The 25,361-nt window shown below is 62.3% G+C and carries 18 protein-coding genes, 1 tRNA gene and 13 pseudogenes; 20 read left to right on the forward strand and 12 right to left on the reverse strand.

The genetic code is table 11. The annotated features are described in order from the left end of the window. Positions 1 to 8: 8 nt before the first annotated feature. From fdxH to WS92_RS35585, 6 genes are all read left to right on the forward strand, one after another. Positions 9 to 923 (forward strand): formate dehydrogenase subunit beta, encoded by a 915-nt coding sequence (gene fdxH / locus WS92_RS05985; protein ID WP_059931965.1) that lies wholly within the window; start codon positions 9 to 11, stop codon positions 921 to 923. Next, complete coding sequence (locus tag WS92_RS05990; protein ID WP_015604143.1) at positions 920 to 1,546, forward strand: formate dehydrogenase subunit gamma; 627 nt, start codon at positions 920 to 922, stop codon at positions 1,544 to 1,546. The genes fdxH and WS92_RS05990 overlap by 4 nt, the downstream gene beginning before the upstream one ends. Positions 1,547 to 1,713: 167 nt before the next feature. Then, on the forward strand, positions 1,714 to 2,673 hold the full coding sequence (gene fdhE / locus WS92_RS05995) for a formate dehydrogenase accessory protein FdhE (protein ID WP_006028675.1): 960 nt from the start codon (positions 1,714 to 1,716) through the stop codon (positions 2,671 to 2,673). Beyond that, on the forward strand, positions 2,670 to 4,112 hold the full coding sequence (selA, locus tag WS92_RS06000; RefSeq protein WP_059931967.1) for an L-seryl-tRNA(Sec) selenium transferase: 1,443 nt from the start codon (positions 2,670 to 2,672) through the stop codon (positions 4,110 to 4,112). The genes fdhE and selA overlap by 4 nt, the downstream gene beginning before the upstream one ends. Beyond that, a complete protein-coding gene (selB, locus tag WS92_RS06005) occupies positions 4,109 to 6,034 on the forward strand; it encodes a selenocysteine-specific translation elongation factor (RefSeq protein ID WP_059931988.1) in 1,926 nt (641 codons plus the stop codon). The genes selA and selB overlap by 4 nt, the downstream gene beginning before the upstream one ends. Before the next feature lie 100 nt (positions 6,035 to 6,134). Next, positions 6,135 to 6,227: transfer RNA gene (locus tag WS92_RS35585), tRNA-Sec, on the forward strand. 374 nt (positions 6,228 to 6,601) lie between these two features. On the opposite strand, the pseudogene WS92_RS31195 reads toward WS92_RS35585, so the two are convergent. Further along, a pseudogene (locus tag WS92_RS31195) lies at positions 6,602 to 6,841 on the reverse strand (transposase domain-containing protein); the annotation flags it as partial. 312 nt (positions 6,842 to 7,153) lie between these two features. Here WS92_RS31195 and WS92_RS31200 point away from each other — a divergent pair. Further along, the gene (locus WS92_RS31200; RefSeq protein ID WP_063534587.1) at positions 7,154 to 7,357 is read left to right on the forward strand and encodes a hypothetical protein; all 204 of its coding nucleotides are present in this window, start codon (positions 7,154 to 7,156) and stop codon (positions 7,355 to 7,357) included. A gap of 109 nt (positions 7,358 to 7,466) precedes the next feature. Continuing rightward, a complete protein-coding gene (locus WS92_RS06015) occupies positions 7,467 to 9,422 on the forward strand; it encodes a recombinase family protein (RefSeq protein WP_231755938.1) in 1,956 nt (651 codons plus the stop codon). On the opposite strand, the pseudogene WS92_RS31205 reads toward WS92_RS06015, so the two are convergent. After that, positions 9,423 to 9,755 (reverse strand): annotated as a pseudogene (locus WS92_RS31205) (transposase); the annotation flags it as partial. 137 nt (positions 9,756 to 9,892) lie between these two features. Continuing rightward, the gene (locus WS92_RS06020; RefSeq protein ID WP_231755939.1) at positions 9,893 to 10,684 is read right to left on the reverse strand and encodes a tyrosine-type recombinase/integrase; all 792 of its coding nucleotides are present in this window, start codon (positions 10,682 to 10,684) and stop codon (positions 9,893 to 9,895) included. Positions 10,685 to 10,758: 74 nt separating this feature from the next. Here WS92_RS06020 and WS92_RS06025 point away from each other — a divergent pair, with 74 nt between their 5' ends. The 6 genes and pseudogenes from WS92_RS06025 (at position 10,759) to ampC (ending at position 15,229) form a co-directional block, all read left to right on the forward strand. After that, positions 10,759 to 11,211 carry an IS66-like element accessory protein TnpA gene (locus WS92_RS06025; RefSeq protein WP_059933741.1) on the forward strand — a complete coding sequence of 151 codons (453 nt, stop codon included), beginning with the start codon at positions 10,759 to 10,761 and terminating at the stop codon, positions 11,209 to 11,211. Next, positions 11,187 to 11,537, forward strand: a complete 351-nt coding sequence (gene tnpB / locus WS92_RS06030) for an IS66 family insertion sequence element accessory protein TnpB (RefSeq protein ID WP_061083813.1) — start codon at positions 11,187 to 11,189, stop codon at positions 11,535 to 11,537. Before WS92_RS06025 ends, tnpB (WS92_RS06030) begins: the two co-directional genes overlap by 25 nt. Before the next feature lie 31 nt (positions 11,538 to 11,568). Beyond that, positions 11,569 to 13,149, forward strand: a complete 1,581-nt coding sequence (locus WS92_RS06035; RefSeq protein ID WP_061083814.1) for an IS66 family transposase — start codon at positions 11,569 to 11,571, stop codon at positions 13,147 to 13,149. A 94-nt stretch (positions 13,150 to 13,243) separates the two neighbouring features. Further along, positions 13,244 to 13,564 (forward strand): GNAT family N-acetyltransferase, encoded by a 321-nt coding sequence (locus WS92_RS31210; protein WP_242425353.1) that lies wholly within the window; start codon positions 13,244 to 13,246, stop codon positions 13,562 to 13,564. A 4-nt stretch (positions 13,565 to 13,568) separates the two neighbouring features. After that, a pseudogene (locus WS92_RS31215) lies at positions 13,569 to 13,791 on the forward strand (transposase); the annotation flags it as partial. Positions 13,792 to 14,056: 265 nt separating this feature from the next. Continuing rightward, entirely contained in the window at positions 14,057 to 15,229 is a 1,173-nt protein-coding gene (ampC, locus tag WS92_RS06050) for a class C beta-lactamase (RefSeq protein WP_059933820.1), read from the forward strand. 131 nt (positions 15,230 to 15,360) lie between these two features. Here ampC and WS92_RS36390 read toward each other — a convergent pair. Next, a pseudogene (locus WS92_RS36390) lies at positions 15,361 to 15,500 on the reverse strand (IS6 family transposase); the annotation flags it as partial. Positions 15,501 to 15,592: 92 nt separating this feature from the next. Here WS92_RS36390 and WS92_RS31225 point away from each other — a divergent pair. Further along, complete coding sequence (locus WS92_RS31225; RefSeq protein ID WP_082743893.1) at positions 15,593 to 16,840, forward strand: alpha/beta hydrolase; 1,248 nt, start codon at positions 15,593 to 15,595, stop codon at positions 16,838 to 16,840. Positions 16,841 to 16,880: 40 nt separating this feature from the next. Here WS92_RS31225 and WS92_RS34315 read toward each other — a convergent pair. Continuing rightward, positions 16,881 to 17,069: pseudogene (locus WS92_RS34315) on the reverse strand (IS3 family transposase); the annotation flags it as partial. On the opposite strand from WS92_RS34315, the gene WS92_RS36395 reads away from it, so the two are divergent. Further along, the gene (locus WS92_RS36395) at positions 17,055 to 17,441 is read left to right on the forward strand and encodes a phosphoribulokinase/uridine kinase (protein ID WP_082743895.1); all 387 of its coding nucleotides are present in this window, start codon (positions 17,055 to 17,057) and stop codon (positions 17,439 to 17,441) included. The pseudogene WS92_RS34315 and the gene WS92_RS36395 sit on opposite strands and share 15 nt — an antisense overlap. Positions 17,442 to 17,539: 98 nt before the next feature. Here WS92_RS36395 and WS92_RS06060 read toward each other — a convergent pair. From WS92_RS06060 to WS92_RS34320, 4 pseudogenes are all read right to left on the reverse strand, one after another. Further along, positions 17,540 to 19,035: pseudogene (locus WS92_RS06060) on the reverse strand (IS66 family transposase). Positions 19,036 to 19,269: 234 nt separating this feature from the next. Continuing rightward, positions 19,270 to 20,749 (reverse strand): annotated as a pseudogene (ltrA, locus tag WS92_RS06065) (group II intron reverse transcriptase/maturase). 332 nt (positions 20,750 to 21,081) lie between these two features. After that, a pseudogene (gene tnpB, locus WS92_RS06070) lies at positions 21,082 to 21,360 on the reverse strand (IS66 family insertion sequence element accessory protein TnpB). Between the two features lie 292 nt (positions 21,361 to 21,652). Beyond that, positions 21,653 to 21,766, reverse strand: a pseudogene (locus tag WS92_RS34320) (transposase); the annotation flags it as partial. Between the two features lie 61 nt (positions 21,767 to 21,827). Between WS92_RS34320 and WS92_RS06080 the strand changes: the two are divergent. The 3 genes and pseudogenes from WS92_RS06080 to WS92_RS36405 all read left to right on the forward strand — a co-directional run. Beyond that, positions 21,828 to 22,022, forward strand: a complete 195-nt coding sequence (locus WS92_RS06080; RefSeq protein WP_231755980.1) for a hypothetical protein — start codon at positions 21,828 to 21,830, stop codon at positions 22,020 to 22,022. 175 nt (positions 22,023 to 22,197) lie between these two features. After that, the gene (locus tag WS92_RS36400) at positions 22,198 to 22,392 is read left to right on the forward strand and encodes a transposase (RefSeq protein WP_231755981.1); all 195 of its coding nucleotides are present in this window, start codon (positions 22,198 to 22,200) and stop codon (positions 22,390 to 22,392) included. Between the two features lie 165 nt (positions 22,393 to 22,557). After that, a pseudogene (locus WS92_RS36405) lies at positions 22,558 to 22,984 on the forward strand (transposase); the annotation flags it as partial. Positions 22,985 to 23,098: 114 nt separating this feature from the next. Here the strand turns inward: WS92_RS36405 and WS92_RS06095 are convergent. After that, on the reverse strand, positions 23,099 to 23,311 hold the full coding sequence (locus WS92_RS06095; RefSeq protein WP_171845191.1) for an EF-hand domain-containing protein: 213 nt from the start codon (positions 23,309 to 23,311) through the stop codon (positions 23,099 to 23,101). 158 nt (positions 23,312 to 23,469) lie between these two features. Between WS92_RS06095 and WS92_RS34325 the strand changes: the two are divergent. Then, a pseudogene (locus WS92_RS34325) lies at positions 23,470 to 23,622 on the forward strand (IS3 family transposase); the annotation flags it as partial. A 38-nt stretch (positions 23,623 to 23,660) separates the two neighbouring features. Here WS92_RS34325 and WS92_RS06100 read toward each other — a convergent pair. Together WS92_RS06100 and WS92_RS37120 are read right to left on the reverse strand one after the other, a co-directional pair. Next, a pseudogene (locus WS92_RS06100) lies at positions 23,661 to 24,590 on the reverse strand (IS5 family transposase); the annotation flags it as partial. Between the two features lie 49 nt (positions 24,591 to 24,639). Continuing rightward, positions 24,640 to 25,338, reverse strand: a pseudogene (locus tag WS92_RS37120) (helix-turn-helix domain-containing protein); the annotation flags it as partial. Positions 25,339 to 25,361: the final 23 nt, after the last annotated feature.

The following is a 25,361-nucleotide window of genomic DNA, read 5'->3' on the forward strand; positions in this document are numbered from 1 at the left end:
GGAAAGAGATGGCATTGCAATCGCTCGACATCAAGCGCGTCTCGGCCACCACGACGCCAGCGCCCACCGCGCGCGAGCCGGCGACGGGCAGCGTCGCGAAGCTGATCGACGTATCGAAGTGCATCGGCTGCAAGGCGTGCCAGACGGCCTGCATGGAGTGGAACGACCTGCGCGACGAAGTTGGCACGAACGTCGGCGTCTACGACAACCCGGCCGACCTGACCGAGCACTCGTGGACGGTGATGCGTTTCGCCGAATACGAGAACCCGGCGGGCGACCTCGAGTGGCTGATCCGCAAGGACGGCTGCATGCACTGCGAGGACCCGGGCTGCCTGAAGGCGTGCCCTTCGCCGGGCGCGATCGTGCAGTACAACAACGGGATCGTCGATTTCCACGAGGAGAACTGCATCGGCTGCGGCTACTGCGTGACCGGCTGCCCGTTCAACATCCCGCGGATCTCGAAGCAGGACAACCGCGCGTACAAGTGCACGCTGTGCTCGGACCGCGTCGCCGTCGGCCAGGAGCCCGCGTGCGTGAAGACCTGCCCGACGGGCGCGATCGTGTTCGGCACGAAGGATGACATGAAGCGGCACGCGGCCGAGCGCGTCGCCGATCTGAAGGGGCGCGGCTTCGAGAACGCGGGGCTGTACGATCCGCAGGGCGTCGGCGGCACGCACGTGATGTACGTGCTGCATCACGCGGACGAGCCGTCGCTGTATCACGGCCTGCCCGACAATCCGTCGATCAGCCCGATGGTGAAGCTGTGGAAGGGGATCGCGAAGCCGCTCGCGGTGGCGGGCATCGCGCTGTCCGCGCTCGCCGGCTTCTTCCATTACACGCGCGTCGGCCCGAACGAAGTGACGGACGACGAGGAAGCCGCCGCCCGCGACGAAGCGCGCCGCATCAAGGAGGACGCGAAATGAAGCATGACGACCCGAACCTGATCGTCCGCTACACGGCGAACGAGCGCTCGAACCACTGGATCACCGCGATCTCGTTCGTGCTGCTCGCGCTGTCCGGGCTCGCGCTGTTCCATCCGTCGATGTTCTGGATGACGGCGCTGTTCGGCGGCGGGCAGTGGACGCGGCTCCTGCATCCGTTCGTCGGCCTCGTGATGTTCGCGTCGTTCGCGGTGATGGTCGCGCGCTACTGGCATCACAACCTGCTCGACGCGGGCGATCGCCAGTGGCTGCGGCAGATGGACGACGTGCTCGCGAACCGCGAGGACAAGCTGCCGGAAGTCGGCCGCTATAACGCGGGACAGAAGCTGCTATTCTTCGTGATGGTGGCGTGTCTGCTGTTGCTGCTCGTCTCCGGGATCGTGATCTGGCGGCGCTATTTCTCGTTCTACTTTCCGATCGGCGTGATTCGCGCGGCGGCCGTCGTCCATGCGGCGGCGGCGTTCGCGCTGATCGTCGGCATCGTCGTGCATGTTTACGCGGCGCTGTGGGTGAAGGGCTCGATCGGCGCGATGGTGCGCGGCACCGTGACCGTCGGCTGGGCCAGAAAGCACCATCCGAAGTGGTTTCGCGAGAGCGTGAAGTAACGTCGCATCGCACGAAGCCGGCGCGGCGCGCGGACTCGGTCGGTTCGAGCGCCGCCCGCCGCTTGTCCGCCGGGCCGCCGGGCCGCCCATGCGGGCGGCGGGCGAGCGGACGGCGGACGGAACCCAAAGCGCCGACGATTCGGCGCTTGTTTTTTTAGGGCACTCACGTGACTGACCCAACCCAACGCATTCTCGAACCGGGCGAAATCGCATCGCTCGACCATTCGGCCATTCCGCGCGTGCGGATGCCCGAGCGCGGCGCCGTGTTCGCCGCGCGCGCCGCGCGGCTGCGCAAGCTCGCGGACCTGAACCCGATCGCGGGCTATCTGCGGCTGATGGCGGCCGCCGCCGACGCGCAGCACGAATTGCTGCAGACGTTCGAGCCGAACGCGCCCGCGAAGGCGGCGATCGAGCAGGCGCAGCGCCATTCGATGCCGCTCGCGCCGGCGCTCGGCGGCGCGCGCGATCCGCGCTGGCGCGACGTGCTGCAAAGCCTGCTCGACCGCGTCGAGCGCGCGGGCCTCGTGAATCCGCCGCTCGCGAAACTGATCGACGGGCTGCGGCTGCGCGAGCCCGCCGCGCTCGACGCGCAGGCCGACGCGCTTCTCGCGCAGCGCTTCGCCGAGATCGAGCCGGCGTCGGCGCCGTTCCTGATGGCCGCGCTGCAGGTGGTGTGGACCGCGCTCGCGAGCCGCATCGCGCCCGCCGACGTCCCGTATCTCGAACAGCCCGGCCTGTGCCCGGTGTGCGGCGCGCAGCCGGTCGCGAGCATCGTGCGCGTCGGCGGCCAGCATCAGGGCTACCGCTTCCTCCAGTGTGGGCTGTGCTCGACCGAGTGGCACATGGTCCGCACGAAGTGCTCGCACTGCGATTCGACGAAGGGGATCGCATATCACGGAATCGAAGGCGGCAGCGAAGCGATCAAGGCCGAATCGTGCGACGAGTGCCATACGTACCGGAAGATCGGCTATCAGGAGAAGGACTACGACGTCGAGCCGCTCGCGGACGATCTCGCGAGCCTCACGCTCGATCTGCTGATGGGCGAGGCGGGCTACCGGCGCGCGTCGCCGAATCCGCTGCTGTGGCCCGACTTGCCGGCCGACGCGGCAGGGGACGAGCGGACGTGAGCGGGACGGGCGCGAACGAAGTCAACGTGCTGCTCGCGCGCGTGCCGTCGGTCGAGCGCGTGCTGTCGTCGGGCGAGATGAAGCCGCTCGTCGACGAATACGGCCGCACGCGCGCGCTCGCCGCGGTGCGCGCATCGCTCGACGCGTGGCGCGACGCCGCGCGCCGCGATCCGGCCGCGGCCGGGGCGCTCGACGATGCGCGGATCGCCGCCGACGTGCGCGCGCGGCTCGCCGCCGGCGCGGCGGGCGCGATGCGCGCGGTGTTCAACCTGACAGGCACCGTGCTGCACACGAATCTCGGCCGTGCGCTGCTGCCGGACGAAGCGGTGCGCGCGGTCGTGCAGGCGCTCACGCAGCCGATGAATCTCGAATTCGATCTCGCGACGGGCCGCCGCGGCGACCGCGACGATCTGATCGACGCGCTCGTCTGCGAGCTGACGGGCGCGGAGGCGGCGACCGTCGTCAACAACAATGCGGCCGCCGTGCTGCTCGCGCTGTCCGCGCTCGCGCCGAAGAAGGAAGTGATCGTGTCGCGCGGCGAGCTCGTCGAGATCGGCGGCGCGTTTCGCATTCCCGACATCATGAGCCGCGCGGGCGCGAAGCTGCGCGAGGTCGGCACGACGAACCGCACGCATCTGAGCGACTATGCGCAAGCGATCGGGCCGCGCACCGCGCTCCTGATGAAAGTGCATTGCAGCAATTACGCGATCAGCGGCTTCACGAAGGAAGTGACGCTGCAGGAGCTCGCGCCGCTCGCGCGCGAGCATGGGGTGCCCGTCGCCGTCGATCTCGGCAGCGGCACGCTCGTCGACCTGACGCGCTGGGGCTTGCCGAAGGAGACGACGGTGCGCGAGACCGTCGAAGCGGGCGCGGATCTCGTCACGTTCAGCGGCGACAAGCTGCTCGGCGGCCCGCAGGCGGGCCTCGTCGTCGGGCGGCGCGACCTGATCTCGAAGATCAAGCAGCATCCGCTCAAGCGCGCGCTGCGCGTCGGCAAGCTGACGCTCGCCGCGCTCGAGCCGGTGCTGCGCCTGTACCAGGCGCCCGAATTCCTGCGCGAGCGGTTGACGACGTTGCGGCTGCTTACGCGCGCGCAGGCGGACATCGCGGCGACGGCCGGGCGTGTGCGGCCGGCGCTGCAACGCGCGATCGGCGCGGCGTTCGCGGTCGACGTCGAGCCGATGTTCAGCCAGATCGGCAGCGGCGCGCTGCCCGTCGATCAGTTGCCGAGCTGCGGCCTCGTCGTGCGCGCGAGCGACGGCAAGCGCAGCGGCCGCGCGCTCGCGCAGCTCGAGAAGCGCCTGCGCGGCTGGCCGCGCCCGGTGCTCGGCCGCATCGCCGACGACGCGCTGCGGCTCGATCTGCGCTGCCTCGAAGCGGGCGACGAAGCGGCATTCGTCGCGCAATGCGCGCAAGCGCCGACGGATACGCGCGCATGATCGTCGGAACCGCGGGCCACATCGATCACGGCAAGACGACGCTCGTGCGCGCGCTGACGGGCGTCGACACCGATCGGCTGAAGGAAGAGAAGGCGCGCGGGATCTCGATCGAGCTCGGCTACGCGTACACGCCGCTGCCGAACGGCGACGTGCTCGGCTTCGTCGACGTGCCCGGCCACGAGAAGCTCGTCCATACGATGGCGGCGGGCGCGTGCGGGATCGATTTCGCGCTCGTCGTGATCGCCGCCGACGACGGCGTGATGCCGCAGACGCGCGAGCATCTCGCGATTCTGCACCTGCTCGGGCTCGCGCACGGCGCGGTCGCGCTGACGAAATGCGATCGCGTCGACGCGGCGCGCATCGCGCAGGTGTGCGACGAGATCCGCGCATGGCTCGCGACGTCGCCGCTCGCCGATGCGCCGGTTTTCGAGACGCGCGCGACCGAGCCGGACGATGCGGGCGTCGCCGCATTGAACGCGCATCTGCGCGACACGGCGCTCGCCTGGCGTGCGCGGCGCGACGACGGCCTGTTCCGGCTCGCGGTCGATCGCGTGTTCACGCTCGCGGGGCAAGGCACCGTCGTGACGGGCACCGCGTTCGCGGGGCGCGTGCGCACGGGCGATACGCTCGCCGTCGCGCGCACGGGCGAACCGGTGCGGGTGCGCGGCGTCCATGCGCAGAACCGCGCGACCGACGTCGGCCATGCTGGCGAGCGCTGCGCGCTGAATCTCGCGGGCATCGACAAGGCGGCGCTCGCGCGCGGCGACGCGATCGTCGATCCGCGGCTCGCGACGCTTTCGCCGCGCATCGACGTCGAGCTGACGCTGACGGCGGACGCCGACGTGACGATCTCGCATTGGACGCCGCTGCACGTGCATCTCGGCACGCTGCACAGGGTTGCGCACGTTGCGCTGCTCGAGGGCGATACGCTCGGGGCCGGCCAGCGCGCGCGCGCGCAATTGAATTTCACGGAGCCGGTGTTCGCGGTGCCGGGCGACCGCTTCATCGTGCGCAACGCGCAGGCGACGCGCACGGTGGGCGGCGGGCGCGTGCTCGATCCGTTCGGCCCCGCGCGCAAGCGGCGCACGAGCGCGCGGCGCGCATGGCTCGACGCGCTCGCGCTCTGGCTCGACGAAGGCCGCCTCGATGCGCTGCTCGACGAAGCGCCGCTCGGCATCACGCGCGCGACGCTGATGCACCTGACGGGCTTGCCGGCGGATGCATGGGCGTTGCCGGCCGATGCAGTGAACGTCGCCGCGCCGGGCAGGCATGCGGACGAAGCGCGCGTTGTCGCGCGCGGGCATTGGGACGCGCTGCGCGCACGCGTGCTCGACGCGCTCGCGACGTTTCATCAGCGCTCGCCGGACGAGCAGGGGCCGGATGTCGCGCGGCTGCGCCGGATCGCGGCGCCGCTCGCGGACGATGCGTTGTGGCGTGCGTTGACCGATGCGCTGATCGCCGAAGGCGCGATCGTGCGCAGCGGCCCGTGGCTGCATCTGCCGTCGCACGCGGTGAGCTTCGATGCGCGCGAGGAGGCGTTGGCCGGGCGCTTGCTGCCGCTCGTCGCGGCGGGCCGCTACGATCCGCCGTGGGTGCGCGATCATGCGGCGGCGGCGGGCGCGGCGGAGGACGCGGCGCGCGCGCTGCTGCGCAAGCTCGCGCGGCGCGGCGACGTGCATCAGGTCGTGCGGGACCTGTTCTATCACCGCGACGTGATCGCGGAACTTGCGCAATTGATCGCGCGACTCGCGAGCGAGCACGGCGGCGCGCTCGATGCGGCGACGTTTCGCGACGCGACGGGCCTCGGCCGCAAGCGCGCGATTCAAATTCTCGAGTTCTTCGATCGCGTTGGGTATACTCGCTTCCACCGCGATCTTCACTGGTTGCGCGCCGATAGCCGGTTGCTGATCGGTTCGCAGTAGTCCGGGTTCGGGCTCGTGTAGTTCGCTACGGTTCTCTACGGTTCTTGACGGGGCGGTATGCTTTTTTATATCGGCTCCCGCTTCCGTTCCCGTTCTCGCAGGAAGGCATTCGTATCCGGTGGTGCGGCTGGGCTTCAAACCCAGTTGGTGCGGTCAGCCCGCGCCAGGTCGGTTCGACTCCGGCTGCCTTCCGCCCAATGGGTCTTCCAGGCTATTCCTATCTCTTCTGTTGATGCCATCTAGATCGCTGATTTTAAAGCGGTTTATGGGTAACAGCGTGCTTGCGACTACCGTTGACGTCCCGCACAATTTCCTCGCGAAGTATGGGTAGCGATGTGGGTTTGTGGGTAGGGAGGGCAACATGGCCGGACGACAGTTGCATCGACTCAGCGCTCTGCGAGTCGCGAAAGAAGTAGCGCCGGATCATTACGCGGATGGCGGTGGCCTCTACATGCTGATCGCGGATAGTGGTGCGCGTTGTAAGCACCTCGCGAAGGCCGTTCGCAATACGGTGCGCGCATGATGCATGATCAGGTATCGGGCGATCTGGTTTTCGCGCTCTGGCAATCAGCCTGTGTAGGCCGGTGGGCAAGACTGCTCTTGCAGTTTCCTGGCCAGGTTCCAGGGTAGCAGTTCGTCGATACGGTTGATGGGGTGATCAGCGATATGGGTCAGGACGTATTCGAGGTAGGCGCGCGGGTTGATGCCGTTGAGCTGGCACGTGCCGATCAGACTGTACATCGCGGCAGCCCGTTCGCCCCCGCTATCGGAGCCGGCGAACAAGAAGTTCTTGCGACCCAGAGCAAGCTCGTGTTCATTCTGCCCATATCGGGCAAGAAGTTGAAGTCCATTATCGTTGGCATCCGCTGTATGGTCGCCGCGTCAAGGTTCGAGACGTCGAGAATCGCAGCGGCGGCCGCGTGGTGCATGTCGACGCCGGCCCTGGCGTAGTCAAGGTGGTGGCAGCGTGGATGCTCGATCGGGCCGTGTGTTCAGCCATGGAGCTCGGCGAGCCGAGGGTTACCGTGGCGGTGCTGTGCACCCTGCATAGGCTGCTTGTTGATCGGCGCTTGCGAGCAAACTCGCCGGACGGTTTCAACATCGTCCGGGAGAAACGCAATGGGCCAGCTGCCAAGGGATGTTCCAGCACGACCGCAATCGCCGGCGGTGACGCCGCGCCAGATGAGCATGGTGTTCAACAACGCCGAGCTTCAGGGAATGAACGCGGCGCAGCGCGCAAAGGTAATCGCACATCTTGCAAGCCTGCTGATCCAAGCCGCCGGCGTAACCACCAGGAAGGAGCGTGACGATGACGAACGCTGATCGTTTGCCGGCGCCCCTTCTCCAGCGCAAGGCGGTAGTTTATGTCCGTCAGTCAACGCAGGCCCAGGTCCAGATGAACCTCGAGAGCTAGCGTCGCCAGTACGAGCTCGTGGGAGAAGCAAAGCGGTGCGGGTTTCGCGATATCGAGGTCATCGACGATGATCTGGGTCGATCGGCGAGCGGAACGGTGGCCCGGCCCGGCTTTGAGCGCCTGGTGGCATTGCTCTGTGCCGGTGAAGTCGGCGCTGTCCTTTGCCTGGATGCATCACGTCTTGCCCGTAACGGGCGCGACTGGCACCATCTGCTCGAACTGTGTGGTCTCGTCGAGGCGCGGGTCATCGACCTTGATGGCGTGTACGATCCCTGCCGGCCGAACGACCGGCTGCTGCTCGGCATGAAGGGCCGCATTAGCGAATTCGCGCTCAACGTGCTTCGAACGCGCATGCTGGATGCCGCGCGTGCCAAGGCTCAGCGCGGTGAATTGCGCATCAGCGTACCGATCGGCTACTTCTGGCATCGTGATGTCGGCCTGGGTCTTGATCCGAACCAACGGCTACAGGAGGTGATACGCCTGATCTTTACTCGCTTTCGCGAACTGGGTAGCGCACGGCAGGCCTTCCTGTCGTTACGGGCCGAACAAGTCCACTTCCCACGCCCGACCGATGGCAGGACCCTGACGCACTTCGACTGGACGCTGATACGCTACCGTAACGTGATCTCGGTGCTCAGGAATCCGTTCTATGCCGGAGCCTACGCTTATGGTAAGAGCGGGAAGCAGACGACCATCGTTGATGGCCGTGCACACAAGAGCTACAAGCACCGCAAGCCGTTCGAGGAGTGGGAGGTTCTGCTCAAGGAGCACCACGAAGGCTACATCGACTGGGCAGAATTCGAGCGCAACCAGAAGCTGCTCGCCGCCAACGCCTACGGCAAGGCAGGCGACGTAAAATCAGGGCGTGGCGGGCGAGCCCTACTGGCAGGCCTGCTTGGATGCGCGCGCTGCGGACGTCGCCTGTCGGTAGCCTATACTGGACGCACACCGCGACCGGTCTACCGATGCTATCGCTTTGACCTGCCACCGAAATGCATGAGCTTCGGCGGCTCTCGCATAGACGCCGCGATCGCGAGAGAACTAATGCGTGTCGTGGAGCCAATGGCGATAGAGGCAGCCTTGCAGGCCGAGCAGATGCTTATGGATACCCTGAGCGAGCAGCGTCGGATCATCGAACTTGAACTGCAGCAGGCTCAGTACGAAGCCACGCTGGCAGAGCGACGCTACGTCGCCTGCGATCCCGATAACCGTCTGATCGCCGCGCAGTTGGAGAAGAATTGGGAAGCAGCGTTGCGTTGCGTACTGGCCTGCCAGGCGCGCCTGGAGACTGCACGCACACCGGCGGCACCTATCGCTGCTCCTGACTTTACGAAGCTCGCCGAGGACCTCGATGCCGCCTGGAATGCTCCGGGCGTCACCATGCGCATGCGCCAGCAGGTGGTTCGGGCGCTGATCGTCGATATAGTCGCAGACGTGGACGAGTCAACGCGTGAAGTCATTCTCACGATTCACTGGCAAGGCGGTCAGCACTCGCAGGTGCGGATCCGCAAGCCCAAGACCGGCGAGCACGGATGCAGCACGTCCGACGAAGCGCTCGCAGTCATCCGCAGCATGGCAACCCGATGGTCTGATCAGGATATTGCCGCATCACTAAACCGGATGGGAATACGCACGGGCCAAGGCAAGACCTGGACTGCGCATCGCGTCAGCTCCGTACGGCGAGTGCGCGATATCTATGCGTACAAGTCGGCTGAGAAGGATGGTGACTGGTTGACGATGTCCGAGGCGGCGAAAGCGCTTGGCGTTACCCACTACATAATCCGGCGTCTAATCAACGATAAGGTTCTGCCTGCCGAGCAGGTAATGCCGGATGCCCCGTGGCAGATTCGCGCAAGCGATCTGCGCAGTGAAGCTGTTACGGCGGCGCTGACTCGCAAACATCGCCCGTGTCGCAACGGCGTTGAAGGGCAACTCCCAATGTTTACCGAGGTTTCGGAAGGAGGTGCACAATGAACGCCCAGTCCTCACACAGCGCAGTGCGTTTTCGGCCAGGGCATTGCTGATCTCGGCACGCCCCTCTTGGCAATACAGCACGAGCGCATCCCGCTGATTGAGCGAGTAACGGATCGCCTTGGCAAGGTCGGATTTCTTCGACAGCATCGCGAGCTTGTCCGTCATCCACGTCTTGATGGTCGCGAGCAGGGGCATGCTTTTCTCCTGCCGCACGCGCAGCCGTTCAGCGGCGGGTTTGCCGCGGATGTCCGCCTCGATGCCGTAGAGTTCGCCGATCAATTCGAGTACCTGTCCGGTCGCGTCGGTAGGTGTGCGGTCGTGAACGTCGTGTACCGTCTCGCATGCGCCTTATGCCGAGCTCGGCATAAGGCGCATTATCCCGAGCTCGGTTTTATCCGGGAGAGAACAAGCTTTCGCCAACGTGCGAGCGACGTCTCCGGGGTTCGAACTCCACATAAAGTTGAGCGCGCTCACAAGGACTGTAGGAACGCGAGCAGGTCGCCCTTTGGCTTCCATGACTTTGCGTTCACCGGCTCAATGCAGGCCTTTTTCCAGAACGCCTGCATGGCGTCGCGCTTCATCTGCAGGTTGATCGTGATGTAACGACCTGTCGTTGCGACGCTGGTATGACCCAAGTAATCGCGGATCACCGTCACGTCGGTTCCGGACTGCAGCAACGCGACAGCGCAACTGTGGCGCAGGACGTGCGGGGTGATGTGCTTTCGCATCAGCGCGGGATTGTCCTGAGCCGCCGCGGTCGCGTACTTGGTGAGGATGTAGGCGATGCCGTCGCGCGTCAAGGGTTGCCCGTGCCGATTGACGAACACGCACTGCCCGTCGGCGTCGCGTGACATGCCGCGAAGTCGGTGCAATGCGTTGGCCGTCTCGGGCCACAACGGCAATAGACGTTCCTTTTTACCCTTGCCACGCAGGCGCACCTGCCTTGGTGCAGTCAATTGCAGGTCGTCCCACCGAAGGCCCGCAGCTTCGCTGACCCGAGCACCACAGTTGTATAGGAACAGCAGCAACGTGTAATCGCGCTGCAAAGAGGCAACACCGTGGCCGCTCTGCTCGGAGACGAACTTGAACAGCAACGTCAGCGCATCCCGGTAGGCGCGGATGGTATGAACGCTGGCGCCTCGTTGCCGTGGCAGATACTCGGTGAAGTACGACTGCACATGAGCGAACAGGCCGAGCGACGGCGATCGGCTCATCGCAAGTAGCGCTTGCCACGTGAGTGCTGCTCGAAGGTAAGCGATCATTTACCGACGCCCTAGCATCGGTCACGTGACTCACAGATGCTACGTGTCCACGTGGACACATGGCATCAGAGTCAATGAACGATAAACAGGATTTGCATGAGCGGCTGGTGATCGGCCAGAAACGAGACGGTCGCCGCGAGTACGACGAAGCGGCGCGGGAGGAATTGATCCGGCAATGCCTTCAGCCGGGCGTGTCGATAGCGCGCACGGCGATGGAGTACGGAATCAACCCGAATCTGCTGCGCAGTTGGGTGACGCGCTATCAGCGCAGCCAGAAGACGGCAAATTTGCCGACGGAGCCAGCAGACAACGATGTGATCGATATGCCTGCCTCGTCACCGGCATTTATCCCGGTCGTCGCGGCGGCGGCGCAGCCCGTTACCCCCGAAGCAAAGCTGTCGCTCTCGCTGAACGTGCGCCTGCCCAACGGGGTGGAATTGAAGCTGGGCGAAGCGGGGCTTGAGGAGATCACGACGCTGATCCAGATGCTCGGGAGGCTGCCGTGTTCCGGTTCGACGAAGGGCTGAAGGTCTACCTGCATCGCGATCCGGTCGACTTCCGCATGGGCATCAACGGGCTGTCGATCTTGGTCGAACAGGCGATGCGCCTGAACCCGATGACCTCAGCGCTGTTCGTCTTCGGCAATCGCCGTCGCGATCGCATCAAGATTCTTGGCTGGGGCGGCAACGGCTTCCGGTTGCTACTCAAGCGCCTCGAAGCTGACCGCTTCATCTGGCCGAACGGAGGCGACACGATCATGCTCAGCGCCGAGCAGTTGCACTGGCTGCTCGACGGCATCGACTTGGCCGTGATCCATAAGCATCCCCAGCGATATTACGCGCGGATGAGCTGAACACCACGCGGGTGACATGGTCTAATCGGCCATGCCGAACAATCCCGTCATTTTGAGCGCCGAGGAGTACGAGGCGCTGATTGCCGCGAGCGTCGAACGCGATGCGCTGCGCGGTGAGCTTCGGCTCGTGACGGCTCAGCGCGATCTGGCCGAAGAGAAGCTGCGAGCCTACAAGCACGAATTGTTCGGCGCCTCAAGCGAAGCGCGCCATGTCGACCAGCTGGGCCTGTTCAACGAAGCAGAGGCACTGGCGACGGCTACCGACGCGCCCGCGCGCGAGGATGTGCCCGGTACGTTAGTCGCCGCCCACGCGCGAGGAAAACGCGGGCGCAAACCACTCGATCCGAACCTGCCGCGCGAGATCGTGCGGCACGAATTGCCGGAGTCTGAACGATTCTGCGCGCACGACGGCCATGCCCTCGTGGAGATCGGTGTCGAGACGAGCGAACAGCTTGACGTGATTCCCGAGCGGGTGCGTGTCGTTCAGCACCAGCGGGTCAAGTACGCGTGCCCGTGCTGTGACCTCGGCATTAAGGTCACGCCCGCACCGGCGCGCATCGTCCCGCGCGGGCTGCTCACGGAATCCGCGCTGGCGTGGATCATCACTGGCAAGTACCAGTACGGCATGCCGCTGTATCGTCAGGCCACACTGCTGCGTCGCTTCGGCGGCGATATCTCGTCGAACACGCTGGCCGCCAGTGTGGTGCGGGTGGGACTAGCCACGCAGCCGGTGATTAACCTGATGCGCGACGCGCTGCTCGAATCAGACCTGATATACGGCGACGAAACCACGTTCCAAGTGCTGAAGGAACCAGGACGCAGGCCGCAGGCGAAGAGTTACCTGTGGGCGCAGGTCAACGGCTCAGGGCCACCGGTACGGATGTTCTCGTACTCGCCGGGGCGCGGTGCCCAGCATGCGCAGAAGCTCTATGCCGGCGTGCAACCCGGCACCGTGCTGATGACTGACGGGTACGAACTCTACAACGGCATCGCCCACGATCACCAGCTCGTGCATCTCGGATGCTGGGCACACGTTCGTCGCGGCTTCATCAAGGCCGAGGAGTCGGTGCCGAAGGCTGCACGCTCGCCTGATCTGCTAGCCACGCGCTTCGTGATGCTGATCGGCAAGCTGTTTGCGGCCGAGGCGCGCAGCGCGAAGTGGAAGGCTGAACGCCGGCAGCGACTGCGCGCCCGGTACAGCGCTCGCGTGCTCACCGTCATCGAGCGCATACTGGTCGAGCATCTGCCAAGCGTTGTGCCGTCGAGTCTGCTTGGCAAGGCGCTGCAATACATGAGCGGGCAATGGCCCAAGCTGGTCCGCTACGTCGAGAACGGAAACTGGCCGATCTCGAACAACCTGTGCGAGAACGCGATCCGGCCGTTCGTCGTCGGCCGCAAGGGCTGGTTGTTCTCCGATACTGTCGCCGGCGCGCAGGCCAGTGCTAACCTGTACTCCCTCGTCGAGACGTGCAAGGCGAACGGTGTTGATCCGTATCGCTATCTGGTCTCGCTGTTTAGGGCGTTACCGAAGGCAACAACTCTCAGCGACTACGAAGATCTTTTACCTTGGAGCACTGTAGGCGATGACGTCATCGGACATTCTCATCCGTGAATCGCGACCATCGGATCACGCAACAACTGCATTCTTGCTGCAGCAACTCGGCTACCAGACAACTCCAGCGCTAGTCCTTGAGAAAGTTGAAGCGATGCTTCCGAGCCTGGTAGACAAAATCATTGTGGCGTCCGTGCGAGAAGAAGTTATCGGTAGTATTAGCCTCCACGCACTACCGCTCTTCCACGCGGCGGGCAATCTCGGGCGCATAACTAGCATGGTCGTCGACGAGCGATATCGGGGAAACGGAGTTGGTAGCGCACTGATTGGCGCTGCAGAACACTGGTTTAGGCAGGTCGGGTGTGTAAAGTTGGAAGTGACAAGCGGCGATCACCGACCGGCTGCTCACCACTTCTATGAGCGACATGGTTTCTTGAGGGACGGCCAGCGACTCTCCAAGAAGCTCCATTTATAGAGGGGCGTCTTTGTCTGATCGCTTACCGAAATACGCTGACCATACTCCGTTGTACCGGCAGTCGCAGATTGCCGCGCGCGGCTGACTGCGTGAAGCTCGACCCGGCCAGCACGGGTCGCTGGGGCAGCCAGTGCGAGGCGTTGCGCTGCTACACGATGGCACCGTCCAAGCTGCACGCGGACGACACGCCGATCCCGTTGCTCGCGCCGGGCAAGAAGAAGACGAAGCCTAGATTGATGAAAACCCCTATGTTGTAAACGGACAGTTCTCCTTACATTTATATTACATTTTGATGGCACGCTGATCATGCTGCAGAGAGATCAACCACCCCCTGCCATCAGCCTCATGAGGATTTGAGCATGAACAGGTTTTGCCTCGTCAGATCAAGGTTGCTGGGATTATCGTTCGTTCTTTCCGGCCCTCTCAATGCGGCCATTCGGCACGAGCACGTGCGTCTCACGATCAACCAACAGAAACGAAGGATTCAAGGATATGAAGTTCAATACCCGTAGTCTGATGATGACGGCTGCGTTCTCCATGAGCGTCGTTTCGACCTCCTGTCACGCCTCCGACAGCTCGCAGGACAAACTCAGACAAGTGGTGAGCGAGGCCATCCAGCCGGTGATGGCTAAATACGACGTGCCCGGGATGGCAGTCGGCATCATCGTCAAGGGTGAACCACACGTGTTCAATTTTGGCGTGTCATCGATCGAAACGTATGCGCCTATTACGCGCGACACCTTGTTTGAACTCGGGTCCGTGAGCAAGACCTTGACCGCGACGCTTGCGTCGTACGCGCAGGCGAGTGGCAAGCTGTCCTTGTCGGCCCCAACGAGCCAGTACCTGCCTGCGATGCGGGGTAGCCGGCTGGGCAAAGTGGAACTCCTCAATCTTGGCACGCATACGTCAGGTGGATTTCCCTTGCAGGTGCCAGAGTGGATCCGCAATGACGATCAGCTGATGCAGTATTTCAAGGAATGGCAGCCCGCTTACACGGCTGGAGCGTACCGGACCTATGCCAATCCGAGCATTGGAATGCTCGGCATGATCACCGCGAAAAGCATGGGCCGGGATTTCACGGCGCTGATGGAACAGTGGCTGTTCCCTTCGCTCGGGATGAAGAACACATTCATCAACGTGCCTGAATCCCAAATGGGAAACTACGCACAGGGCCACACTAAGGAAGGCGCGCCGATCCGGGTGGCACGCGGCATGCTGTCGGCGGAAGCCTACGGCGTCAAATCAACGGTGGAGGATATGCTCCGCTTCGTGCGGGCCAACATGGCGCTTGTCCACCTTGACGACACGCTCCAGCAGGCGATCACCGATACGCATACCGGCTACTTCCAGGCAGGGCCGATGACTCAGGATCTGATTTGGGAGCAGTACCCGTACCCTACCAAACTGAAAGCCTTGCTGGAGGGGAATTCGGCCAAGATGGTCTTCGAAGCAACGCCGGTGGTCGCGCTGAATCCGCCGCAAAAACCCCGCCAAGACGTCTGGATCAATAAGACAGGCGCAACGAACGGCTTCAGTGCCTACGTTGCTTTCGTGCCCGAGAAGCAACTGGGGATCGTCATCCTCGTCAATAAAAACATTCCTAATGACGAGCGGATAGTGGCCACGTATCGCATCTTCGCGTCGCTGGTCGATGGTGCGCAGTGATCTGGGGAGCAGCAAGGACCTCAATCGTTGCGCGGCGCTACCAAATAGTCGCCTGCGAGACGAGAGATCGGCAAGCTCCCCCTGCTCAGAAAGCAACTGACAGATCTTGGGTGATGCCGGTGAAAAGTGGCCCACGTATCAAATCGCGCTGCAAGCTGTTTGCGATCGAGCGATGCGCGCAGCCGATGGCGCCTGAGCGCGAAGTGTTGCCGGATCGGCCCGAAGCATGACAGGAAAGACCCGCGCGCTCGGGATGCCGGAACCCTCTCATGGGCATTGTTAACTTGGAGAGATTGAATGCGGGGCGGTGTGAGATGTGAGCGATTTGCTCGAACGGTGCCAACTCAATTTGAGAAAAATAGGATGAGAATTCCAAAGATTTGCCATATCCTCGTCGCAACAATATTTCTGAACCCTGCAGCGTCCCGTGCCGGCGAATTCGCACCTGTCGGCAGCATCTCGGCATTCTATAGATGGAGCGGCGATGTCCCCGCTGTGCCCGGTCAACTGTTGCGGACCGAGTGGCTGACGGCTGAGCAAAGCCTTTCCGAGGCCGGCGAGAACGTCCGCCTTCTCTATACTTCGACCAACGGCGTTGATGGTCACACGCCAATCGTGGTGTCTGGCGCGCTGTATCTCCCAAAGGGCCATCCGCCTCCGGGCGGATGGCCGCTGATCGCCTGGGCTCACGGCACCGTAGGTACCGCAGACATTTGTGCGCCATCGTACGCAGGCCGCAGTCGTCGGGATCGCGACTACTTGGACCATTGGCTGAATAGGGGGTACGCGATCGTCGCAACCGACTATCAGGGACTCGGAACCGTAGGGCCGCATCCGTATGCAGGAACTCGTTCGCTAGCGTACAGTGTGCTCGACGGAGTTCGGGCGGTAGCTGAACGCGGCTTTAACATTTCGAACAAGACAGTAATCGTTGGTCAATCCCAAGGCGCGCGTGCAGCCTTCGCGAGCGCGTTGTACGCAGCGTCGTACGCGCCGAACCTCGATATCGTTGGAATCGTCGCAACCGGCACACCAGACTATCTCTGGGACTCAACCGAAGGTTCCTCCGTTGACTCGCTGGCGACCTCGCCCAAGAAAGTTGATCCCGCCTTTGCCTTCGATCTCTATCAGCTGCAGACGGCTAGACTCCTGGACCCTCCGTTTCGCCCGGAAGACTACCTAAATGAACAGGGGCTCAATATCTTCAAGTTCGCCGAAAATCATTGTGTGCTTGATCTCCAAAACGAAATTGCTCGGACAAAGGCGACCTTTGACAGGAGCTTCAAGAAGAACCCCAAGGACGTGTTTTCCACACTATTTGATCTGGGCGCCTATCCTGAAATCAAGACCAACATTCCGATTTTCTTTGGAACCGGCGGCAAGGATCGCGCTGTTTCCGTTCCAGGCCAGATCGCACTAGTCAAACGAGCTTGCGCAACAGGAAATAGGGTCGAATATCATTTATATCCCAACCTTGATCACTCTGGTGCGTTGCTTGGATCGACGCCAGATTCGACGGTTTTTGTCCGAAAGGCGTTCTCCGGAGAAACAATACTGGGGAATTGCGCTTTGGCGAAACCGACTAAGCGGTCGCAACAAATCAACGAGTAGTCGCCTTGAACCGCACCGGGAATCGTGGAGGCCGGTTGGTTTAAGTTAATGCAGGCACTTCAGCGGCATTGCTGAGTTGCCTGTAGTAGTTTGCCTCAGCCTCAGCGGGCGGGATATAGCCGAGAGGTTCCATCCGCCGATGATGGTTGTACCAGGCGACCCATTCCAGCGTTGCCAGTTCGACGGATTCCCTTGTTTTCCACGGGGCGCGACGATGGAAGAGATCGGCTACCGCACCGACATCTTCTCGCTCGATGGCATCACTGGCAGCCAGCGCGAATACCTGCATTGGCTGATAGGCGCGTGCGCAGCCGATGGCACCGATGTCGAGTCGCTCCTTACGGAGGACGCGATCGACCTGCTGGCAACGAAGCTACGCACACCGTTACAGATCCAGCTCCATCTGACGCTCGCGTTCGAGGCCGGATACCGGACCGGCGAGAAGCCTGTGTCGGCTGCGCTCGTCGAATCGATGCTGTCGCGGCAGCTTGACGATCTCGAGCCGACGCTGACTCGCCACGGCTACCGCATCAAGGACCTTGTCGAGCAGTTCGACGGTAAGCGGCTCGGCTGGGCCGTTTCCTCAGTCGCGCGCACGTGAGGCATGATGGTGTTGGCGTGTCGGAGTCCGTATAGATCACGGGGGATCGTGTCCGCAGTCGCCGATCGTGGACACGATCCATCCCAATCTATTCAGATCTACCCGGTTGAGGGTGTAGGCGGGGTGGCCGGCTTCAGTTTGTCGGCCACGTTCCACGGCAGCAATTCGTCGATGCGAGAGATCTTGTGATCAGCGATGTAGGTCAGGACGTATTCCAGATAGGCACGCGGGTTGATCCCGTTGAGCTTGCACGTCCTGATCAAGCTATACATCGCGGCGGCCCGCTCGCCCCCGCTGTCAGAGCCGACGAACAGATAGTTTTTGCGTCCGAGCGCGATACAGCGCAGGGCGTTTTCGGCAAGCACGTTGCTGATCTCGGCCCGACCGTCCTCGCAGTAGAACGTGAGCGCTGCCCAGTGGTTCAGCGAGTAATTGATCGCTTTGGCGAGCGCGGACTTCGTCGACAGCGTCGCGAGTTTCACCCTGATCGTCGCTTCGAACTTCGCGAGCAACGGCTTGGTCTTTTCCTGCCTCACACGCAAACGCTCGTCAGGCGCCTTGCCGCGGATGTCGGCTTCGATGCTGTAGAGCTCGCCGATCATCTCGAGCAGTTGCTGAGTATCCGGTGTCGGCGTGCGCACGTGAACATCGTAGATGTACCGCCTCGCGTGATCCCAGCATGCTGCCTCTTGGATCTTGCCGTTCGCGTACAACTGATCGAATCCGGCGTAGGCATCGGCCTGCAGGATGCCGTGGAATGCGGCGAGCCGGGTTTGTGGATGGAGCCCTTTGCGATCCGAGGAGAAGTCGAACCATACCGCAGCCGGGTCCGTCGAGCCCGAGCGGCGATCGTCGCGCACGTAGACCCAGAAGCGGCCGGTTGCCGTCTTGCCGTTGCCGGGTGCAAGCATCGCGACCGGTGTGTCGTCGACTTGCACCTTGCCGGGGACCAGTACGTAGCGCTGGATCGCTTCAACCAGCGGTCCGCAGAGCTCCGCGATTTGCCCAATCCAGTGACCCATGCTGGCGCGATCCAACGTCACGCCGTCACGTGCCGCAATCTCCGATTGACGATACAGCGGTTGGTGATCGGCGAACTTCGATACCGCAATATCGGCCAGCAGGCTCGGATGCGCGATGCTGTGCTCGATCGGCAGGCTGGGCATCGCGGGCTGTTCGATGTGCCCGCAATCAGGACAGCACAGCTTGTGGCGAATCGTGCGGATCACTTTGAACGCGGCCGCCACGCGGGCGAACTGCTCGGATACATCCTCGCCAAGTCGCTGCATCGTCGTCGCGCACTTGGGGCAAGCCGGATCCGGCGTGAGTTCGATTTCGTCGCGCGGCAAGTGCAGCGGCAGCGGCTCTCGCGTGGGCGCTCGGCCGGGTGGCGCCTTCGACGTCTTGTCTCGCTGCCCTCGCGTCTCTGCAGCACCCTGGCCGGCCGTCAAGTCTTCGAGTTGAGCTTCGAGTTTATCGATCTGCCGGGCCAGTTTCTCGGACTTGCTCCCGAAGTACATTCGCCTGAGCTTGTCGATCTGCGCCTTCAGGCGCTCGATTTCGTCGTCGCGCGCAGAGCGATCTCCCGCACCATGTTCGCGATCGATGCCTGCTGCTCAAGCAGCGATGCTTGCTGCTCGAGTACCAGGGCCTGGAGCTCAGCGACGGTCGTGGGAAGCGGCGCATATTTCGACATGCATCGCAGTTTACGAGCCTTTACAACATCGACAGAGCAGCGGTACGTCGCGGCTGCCGATCGCGGTAGGGACGTCCCTTTCGGGACGCCCCCCGCACAGATCCGGACGTGCCCAATTAAGGCATCCGGCTCCTACCGTCGGTGTTTGACGAGGAAGCGTTGTTCCGGCCATGGGTGCAGGACGCGTGGCATGGGCAGGTACTTCTCAACGATCACGTTCATGCGACGCCACGTAAGCCGCCGGCGCTGGCTCCGCCTCAGAAGGCTGAGATACCAGCGAATCTTGACCAGGTGGCGAACAGCACGAACAGCCTGAAGGTTGGTCGGCACCGCAAAGTAGGCGTAATGCCCCCGCAGTACCTGAGCCAGCCACCGGCCTTGCTCGTCGATAGGACTTGACCTCATGTGCCGCAGTTCTGTCGCGATTCGCTTGACCGTCTCGGTCTTACGCTTGCGCTTCGTCTTTCTCCAGAGCTGGAAGCCTTTGCCCCCTCGCTTCTTCCCGCAAATGTGCGTGAAGCCGAGGAAGTCGAAGGTCTCGGGCTTCGAGAGCCCTTGCGCCGCGCGCCGTTCGGCAACGAAGCGCCCAAACGCGATCAATCGCGTCTTCTCTGGATGCAGACTCAGCCCAAACTTCGCCAGTCGGTCTCGCAACTCACCCAGAAATGCGTGTGCATCTGATACATACTGGAAACCAACAATGGTGTCGTCCGCGTAGCGGACAACAATCATGTCAGCGTCTGCATGACGTTTCCGCCATGCCTGAACCCACAGATCGTACACATAGTGCAAGTAAATATTCGCAAGCAGGGGTGATATCACGGCTCCCTGCGGCGTTCCCTGAGATGTATCGATCCGCGCGCCTTGCTCCAGCACGCCCGCCTTCAGCCATTTCTGGATCAGGCGGATGATTCGTCGGTCGCCAATACGGTGCTCCATAAACTTGACCAGCCATTCGTGGTTGATCGTGTCGAAGAAGCGACTGATATCGGCGTCGAGAATCCACCAGATGTTGCGCCCCTTGATTCCGTACGCGAGCGCGTCCAACGCATCATGCTGGCTGCGGCCCGGGCCGGAACCCATAACTGAAACCCAGAAACTCCGCCTCGTATATCGGCGTGAGGATCATGACCGTCGCCGCCTGAACGATTTTATCCTCCATGGCGGCGATGCCGAGTGGCCGTTGTTTGCCATCTGCCTTGGGGATGTACACCCGCCGCGAAGGCAACGCCCGATACGCTCCTGCGTGGAGCCGCTGATGCAGCCGCTGGAGATTTTCTTCCAGTGCTGCCTCGTACATTCCCCACGTCATCTGGTCAACGCCCGCTGATGCGCTCTTCTTCAACGACAGGAAGCCCGCACGCAGGACGTCAACGTCAATGTGATGCAGGAGCGCTGTCAGTTTCTCCTTCCCGTTTCTGTTGACAGCTTCCCGTATGCGACTCTGCGCCTGTGACACGGCTTCCCAGCTCTGCGTCCGGACCATGCTTTGCATCATCGCATTCCCTTCGGTCCTGCTCCTTCCCTCCACCAGCTCCGCTGCGGCTGACGCCGCTTTGTTCGCCGGTTTCCCTGGTACTACGAGCGAGTCTGACTTCTCCGGACCGTGCATCATGGTCTACGGCTCCCAGCCTTCACCATGCGGCCCATCGCCCGGCTGGCGAGGGCGGTCTGGAGACCTCGCGGTTCCCGCTCAAGAGACGTACACGCATGCCAGGGTCTACCGACGACGCGGAGCCGCCCACCGCTCGCGATATCGCGGTGGGACGTATTGCCTTCTGCTGACTGGAAAGCATCAGCACTCCGATTGGGAAGTCTTTCGTCGCTCAATGGCTGGCCTACGTGCGCCCCTGTCAACGCTTCGGTGACACTCTCGCGAGTGCCCCCGCATGACTCGGGGCCGATGTGATTCGCTGGTTCTTCATCGCAAAGGACTTTCACCTTCTATCTCTTGACGGTCTCCCGTCGCACCCAATCGATGCCTTCGAGCAACATCGACAGTTGTGCCGCCGTCAGATGAACCTTGCCACCATCAGCCTGTGACCAGATAAAACGGCCTCATTCCAATCGTTTTGCGAGCAACCAGAGCCCGTCGTCGGTCGCCCACAGCAGCTTCACGAGATCGCCGCGGCGGCCACGGAAGATGAACACATGACCGCCCAGCGGATTCTCTTCGAGCGCCGTCTGTACCTTCGCGGCCAGCCCTTGGAACCCCCAGCGCATGTCGGTCACGCCGGCCGCCAGCCAGATGCGCGTACCTGCCGGCAACGCGATCACTTCAGCATTCCTGCAGGAACGCTTCGGTACGCTCGGCAGACAGGCCGCGAATCTTCACGCGCCGCTTGCCGATCTCCACCTCGATCTCGCACACGGGCGTCGGCATCGGTACGCTGCTCATCGCTTCCGACGCCACTGTCGGCTCCGGCGCCCGAAGTACCAATGCCGAGTCGATCACGTCGACGCTCAGCAGTTCCGTGCTTGGCACGCTCGGCGCAACGTCGAGTGCAGGGACGACCAGCTTGCCTTCACGATATTGCTTACGCCATCCGAACACCACATTGGCGTTGATGTCATGCCGTCGCGCAACAATCGACACTGACATGTCGGGCTCTAGCGTCTCTCTGATCACCTGCTGCTTGAATTCTCGCGCGTACGTGCGATGGGGGTGCGCGCGACCCGCTGCGTTCGACATGGCTGACTGGCTCCGTCAATCTAAACGCGCCCATCATGCGTTGGAAAAATCAGCATCAGTAAACGGTCAGGACGAGTCGCTTACGTTCGACGCGAAGCCGGTCGAGATCAAGGCGCTGTTCGGCAACTCGCTGGAGCCGGTGAGGGCCGCGACCCTTCGCGACAAGATGCTCGCGGCCGGGCTGCCGATCTGAAGTCCGTCAGTTGCAGATAATCCCAGTCCATGCCGATGGAATGCAGATCGGCGTGATCGAATGCAGGCTCAGTTGCAGTTAATGCCTCGTAAGCCGTCAATAAACGACGCCCTACCAATGGCAGGCAGAAGGTCAGATACTAGGTGTCCGCGTGGACACATGCACTCAGACCGTGATGACAGAAAAACAGGATCTTCGAAGCAGACTGGTAGTTGGCCGCAGACGGGATGGCCGGCGGGAATTTGATGAAGATGCCGTGCGGGAGCTGGTCGAGTTTTGCTTGAAACCGGGGGTATCGATCGCCCGGGCGGCTATGGAGCACGACGTCAATCCGAACCAGTTGCGCCGCTGGATCTCGCGCCATCAGTAGCAGACACTGCAAACACCAACGAGACCGGACCCGCAGGTGATAGACGGCGTATCAATCGACATCCCAGGCCAGATCACATCATCGTGGATCCGACGGCATGTTCGGCCGATTCGGCTTGGCGCACGCTGTCCACCCAGACAAATTGCAGTGGATAACTTTAAGGCGATGCGCGATGCTTTGAATGTCGAAGTTCTGAGCGAGCCGAAGGTCGGTGGCGCTCCCCGTAGGAGACCGGGCAGTCGTGGAGGAGACGTTCGGACCGGATGCGCCAGTGTCAGGCGTGGCGTGCCGGCACCGCATCAATCCGAACCAGATATTCGCGTGGCGCAAGCAGTGCCAGCGTGCGAGCCTGACGGGCCGTGCAGACTGGCGAGCCGATCATTCCCGCATCGGCGCTGGCTGTCGCCCGCAAGGAGATTCGCACGTTGCAATGGTTATCGGGCAAGAAGATCGTGGAGAGCGAGAGCCTGAAGGCAGTGGTCCAGACGTTTGAGCAAAAAGTTTGATTGCGCGTTCGCGCTTGCTGCCGCAGGACGACCAATGAACACCATCTGCGAACGTCCTCGGCGTGTCACGCTCGGCGTTAGCAGTATAGTATATCTTGCCAGCAAGATGCTTTGGGCCTTGGAAACGGGCGGAAGCGCGGCCCCGATTCGGGCCGCGCTTCGGTCACCGTCCAGCGAGGTCGCCTCTCCAGTCGGAAAGGCTAGGAATTTGCCTGCTTGAACTCATCAAGGCTTACACGACCATCTTCATTGGTGTCCATTTTGCTAAACATATCTTTTATTTGAGAATCAGTCAAATAGTCACCTAGAATTTTCGTCAACTCGGACTCGGTAATAACTCCATCATCATCGTTGTCATACTCCTTGAATCGGGTGATAATTTTCTCCATCTGATTTTCGGTTAACTTGCCCATTTTGATCTCCATTTCAGAAATGTGAATACAGATCTACTTTTTTGACAGTTGAAGCATATTGAAGATAGGTCGTTGTATCCGTTTCGTCAATCGAATCTATTGATGTGATCCGTCCTGAAATAGGTTGACACTTTTTCGCCGAAGCGAAGAGGTACCAAGTGGAGCAAGGGATCAATCGGACGCTGCGGGACTACAGCCTGGCTTTTAAGCTATCGGTGGTGGCGCAGGTCGAAAAAGGCGAACTAACGTACAAAGAGGCGCAGCAGCGTTACGGTATCCGGGGACGCTCGACAGTGCTGGTATGGTTACGTAGTCGGCCCTGAACAATTCGTTTTACTGTGCGGCGGCGTCATGCCGCCGATAGTGCGGCAGTCTCGCCATTGAGCAGGACAGCAAGAATCAATGCGTAAAAAAGCTGCAGCTTTCTCAGGATCATCCGCAGGTTGTGGCCGGCGCCGCACAGCACCGCATGAATTGCATCGCCCAACGAGCCCTTGAGCCAATTCCGATCGAGCTTGCCATCGGCCTTCATGTGTCCGATGGCCGGCTCGATCGCGCTGCGACGCCGGATCATTGCGCGCAGGCCGCGCGTGATGCCGCGTCGCAAGCCGGGGTGATAGATCTTCACGCCGTCGACGGCGACACCCTTGTAGCCGCGGTCGACGACGGCAATCTCCGGTTGTACGTCGCTCAAGATCGCCGCTTGCTCCAACGCTTCGGCCAGCGTGTGCCCGTCGTACGGATTGCCCGGCATCGAACGCGCTCCGACGACCAAACCTTCCTTGTGCGTCGTCGTGATCGACACCTTTACGCCGAATTCGTACGGCTTGCGCGCTTTGCCTTTCGCCAGGCACTCGACTTCCGGCGCGTGCAGTGCATACAGCTTGTTTTTGTCCTTCTGCTTCTGCGTGAGAATCCGCTTCGTGCGGCCAATCAGCTCTTCCAGCGCCGCCCGACCTTGCTGAGCGACGCCGTCCAGTTGGCGCTCGACGTCGCGCATCACGCGCCCCACTCGCGAACGCAAAGTGCGCAGCGCTTTCTTCATCCGCTTGTACTGCTTGGCATGTGCGTAGCGCCCGATCTGGCCCGCCAGACGCGGTGCTTCGCGGTTGTAGTTCTGCCGCAGCTTCAGTCCCTGCTCGGCAGCAGCCTTCACCAGATGTTCCCGGCAACGCTCGAGCAGGCGCGAATCGGTCGGATATGCAATCGCCTTCTCCATGACCGTCGTATCGACGATCACCCGCTTCAGGCTCGAGGTCTTGATGACGTTTGCGCGTTTGAGTGACGACATGGAATTTGTCGAAGGTGATGCGGGCGTTGGGCAGGTGCTCGCTGACGCCCTTGATGAAGGCCGGCGACATGTCGATGCTGACCGAGGTGATTTGCTCGGGCGTGGCGTTGTGCGCTTGCAGATGGGCGGCGAACTGCTCGATGGTGGCGGCGTCCCGGCCTTCGGTAACGAACACGACCTTGCGTTGTTTGGCGTCGGCCACGAGCGTCAGATAGTTGTGCCCGCGCTTGTAGGAAGTCTCGTCGACGGCGGCGCTCGTCACGTCCGACAGATCAATCTCGGCCAACGCCAGCTCGACGTAGCGCTTGCAGATCGCGTGCACGCGGTGCCACGACTCGCCAACGGCGCGGGCCACCGCGGCAAAAGGCATCTGCTGGGCGAGCGTGAGCACCATCGCCTCGAACAGCAGCGTGAAGCCGCTGAGCTTGCTGGCCCAACTGGGCTCGACGAGCGCGACGCGGCCATCGGGCAGCTTCACGCGCGGCGTGCGCACTTCGAGATAGCAGTCGTGCTGAAAGAAGTTCAGGTGCCGGTAGCGCTTGACGACAGTGTCATGTACGGGATGCGCGCCGGCCACTTCCGGATACGGAAAGCGGGTGCCGGCAGTGAAGTCGATCTGAATCGTCAGCCGTTTGGCGGCCGCGTCGAAATCGACGCCGCTCACGAACCACGGATCGCTCACACCCAATGCGGCTTCGAACAACTGGCTATGCATGACTTCCCTTCGTCTTGTCATGCGAAAAATCGGACCATACCACC

Source organism: Burkholderia sp. MSMB1588, assembly GCF_001546925.1.
Taxonomy (GTDB): domain Bacteria; phylum Pseudomonadota; class Gammaproteobacteria; order Burkholderiales; family Burkholderiaceae; genus Burkholderia; species Burkholderia humptydooensis.

Excerpts from the sequence above, each read along its gene's own strand:
- WS92_RS05990 (WP_015604143.1), top strand. The coding sequence starts at position 920 with ATGAAGCATGACGACCCGAACCTGATCGTCCGCTACACGGCGAACGAG.
- WS92_RS06020 (WP_231755939.1), bottom strand. The coding sequence starts at position 10,684 with ATGATCGCTTACCTTCGAGCAGCACTCACGTGGCAAGCGCTACTTGCG.
- WS92_RS31210 (WP_242425353.1), top strand. The coding sequence starts at position 13,244 with ATGCTTCCGAGCCTGGTAGACAAAATCATTGTGGCGTCCGTGCGAGAA.
- selB (WP_059931988.1), top strand. The coding sequence starts at position 4,109 with ATGATCGTCGGAACCGCGGGCCACATCGATCACGGCAAGACGACGCTC.
- WS92_RS31200 (WP_063534587.1), top strand. The coding sequence starts at position 7,154 with ATGGGCCAGCTGCCAAGGGATGTTCCAGCACGACCGCAATCGCCGGCG.
- WS92_RS36395 (WP_082743895.1), top strand. The coding sequence starts at position 17,055 with ATGGAAGAGATCGGCTACCGCACCGACATCTTCTCGCTCGATGGCATC.
- WS92_RS06035 (WP_061083814.1), top strand. The coding sequence starts at position 11,569 with ATGCCGAACAATCCCGTCATTTTGAGCGCCGAGGAGTACGAGGCGCTG.
- ampC (WP_059933820.1), top strand. The coding sequence starts at position 14,057 with ATGAAGTTCAATACCCGTAGTCTGATGATGACGGCTGCGTTCTCCATG.
- WS92_RS36400 (WP_231755981.1), top strand. The coding sequence starts at position 22,198 with ATGACAGAAAAACAGGATCTTCGAAGCAGACTGGTAGTTGGCCGCAGA.
- WS92_RS06095 (WP_171845191.1), bottom strand. The coding sequence starts at position 23,311 with ATGGGCAAGTTAACCGAAAATCAGATGGAGAAAATTATCACCCGATTC.
- WS92_RS06080 (WP_231755980.1), top strand. The coding sequence starts at position 21,828 with ATGGCTGACTGGCTCCGTCAATCTAAACGCGCCCATCATGCGTTGGAA.
- WS92_RS31225 (WP_082743893.1), top strand. The coding sequence starts at position 15,593 with ATGAGAATTCCAAAGATTTGCCATATCCTCGTCGCAACAATATTTCTG.
- fdxH (WP_059931965.1), top strand. The coding sequence starts at position 9 with ATGGCATTGCAATCGCTCGACATCAAGCGCGTCTCGGCCACCACGACG.
- WS92_RS06025 (WP_059933741.1), top strand. The coding sequence starts at position 10,759 with ATGAACGATAAACAGGATTTGCATGAGCGGCTGGTGATCGGCCAGAAA.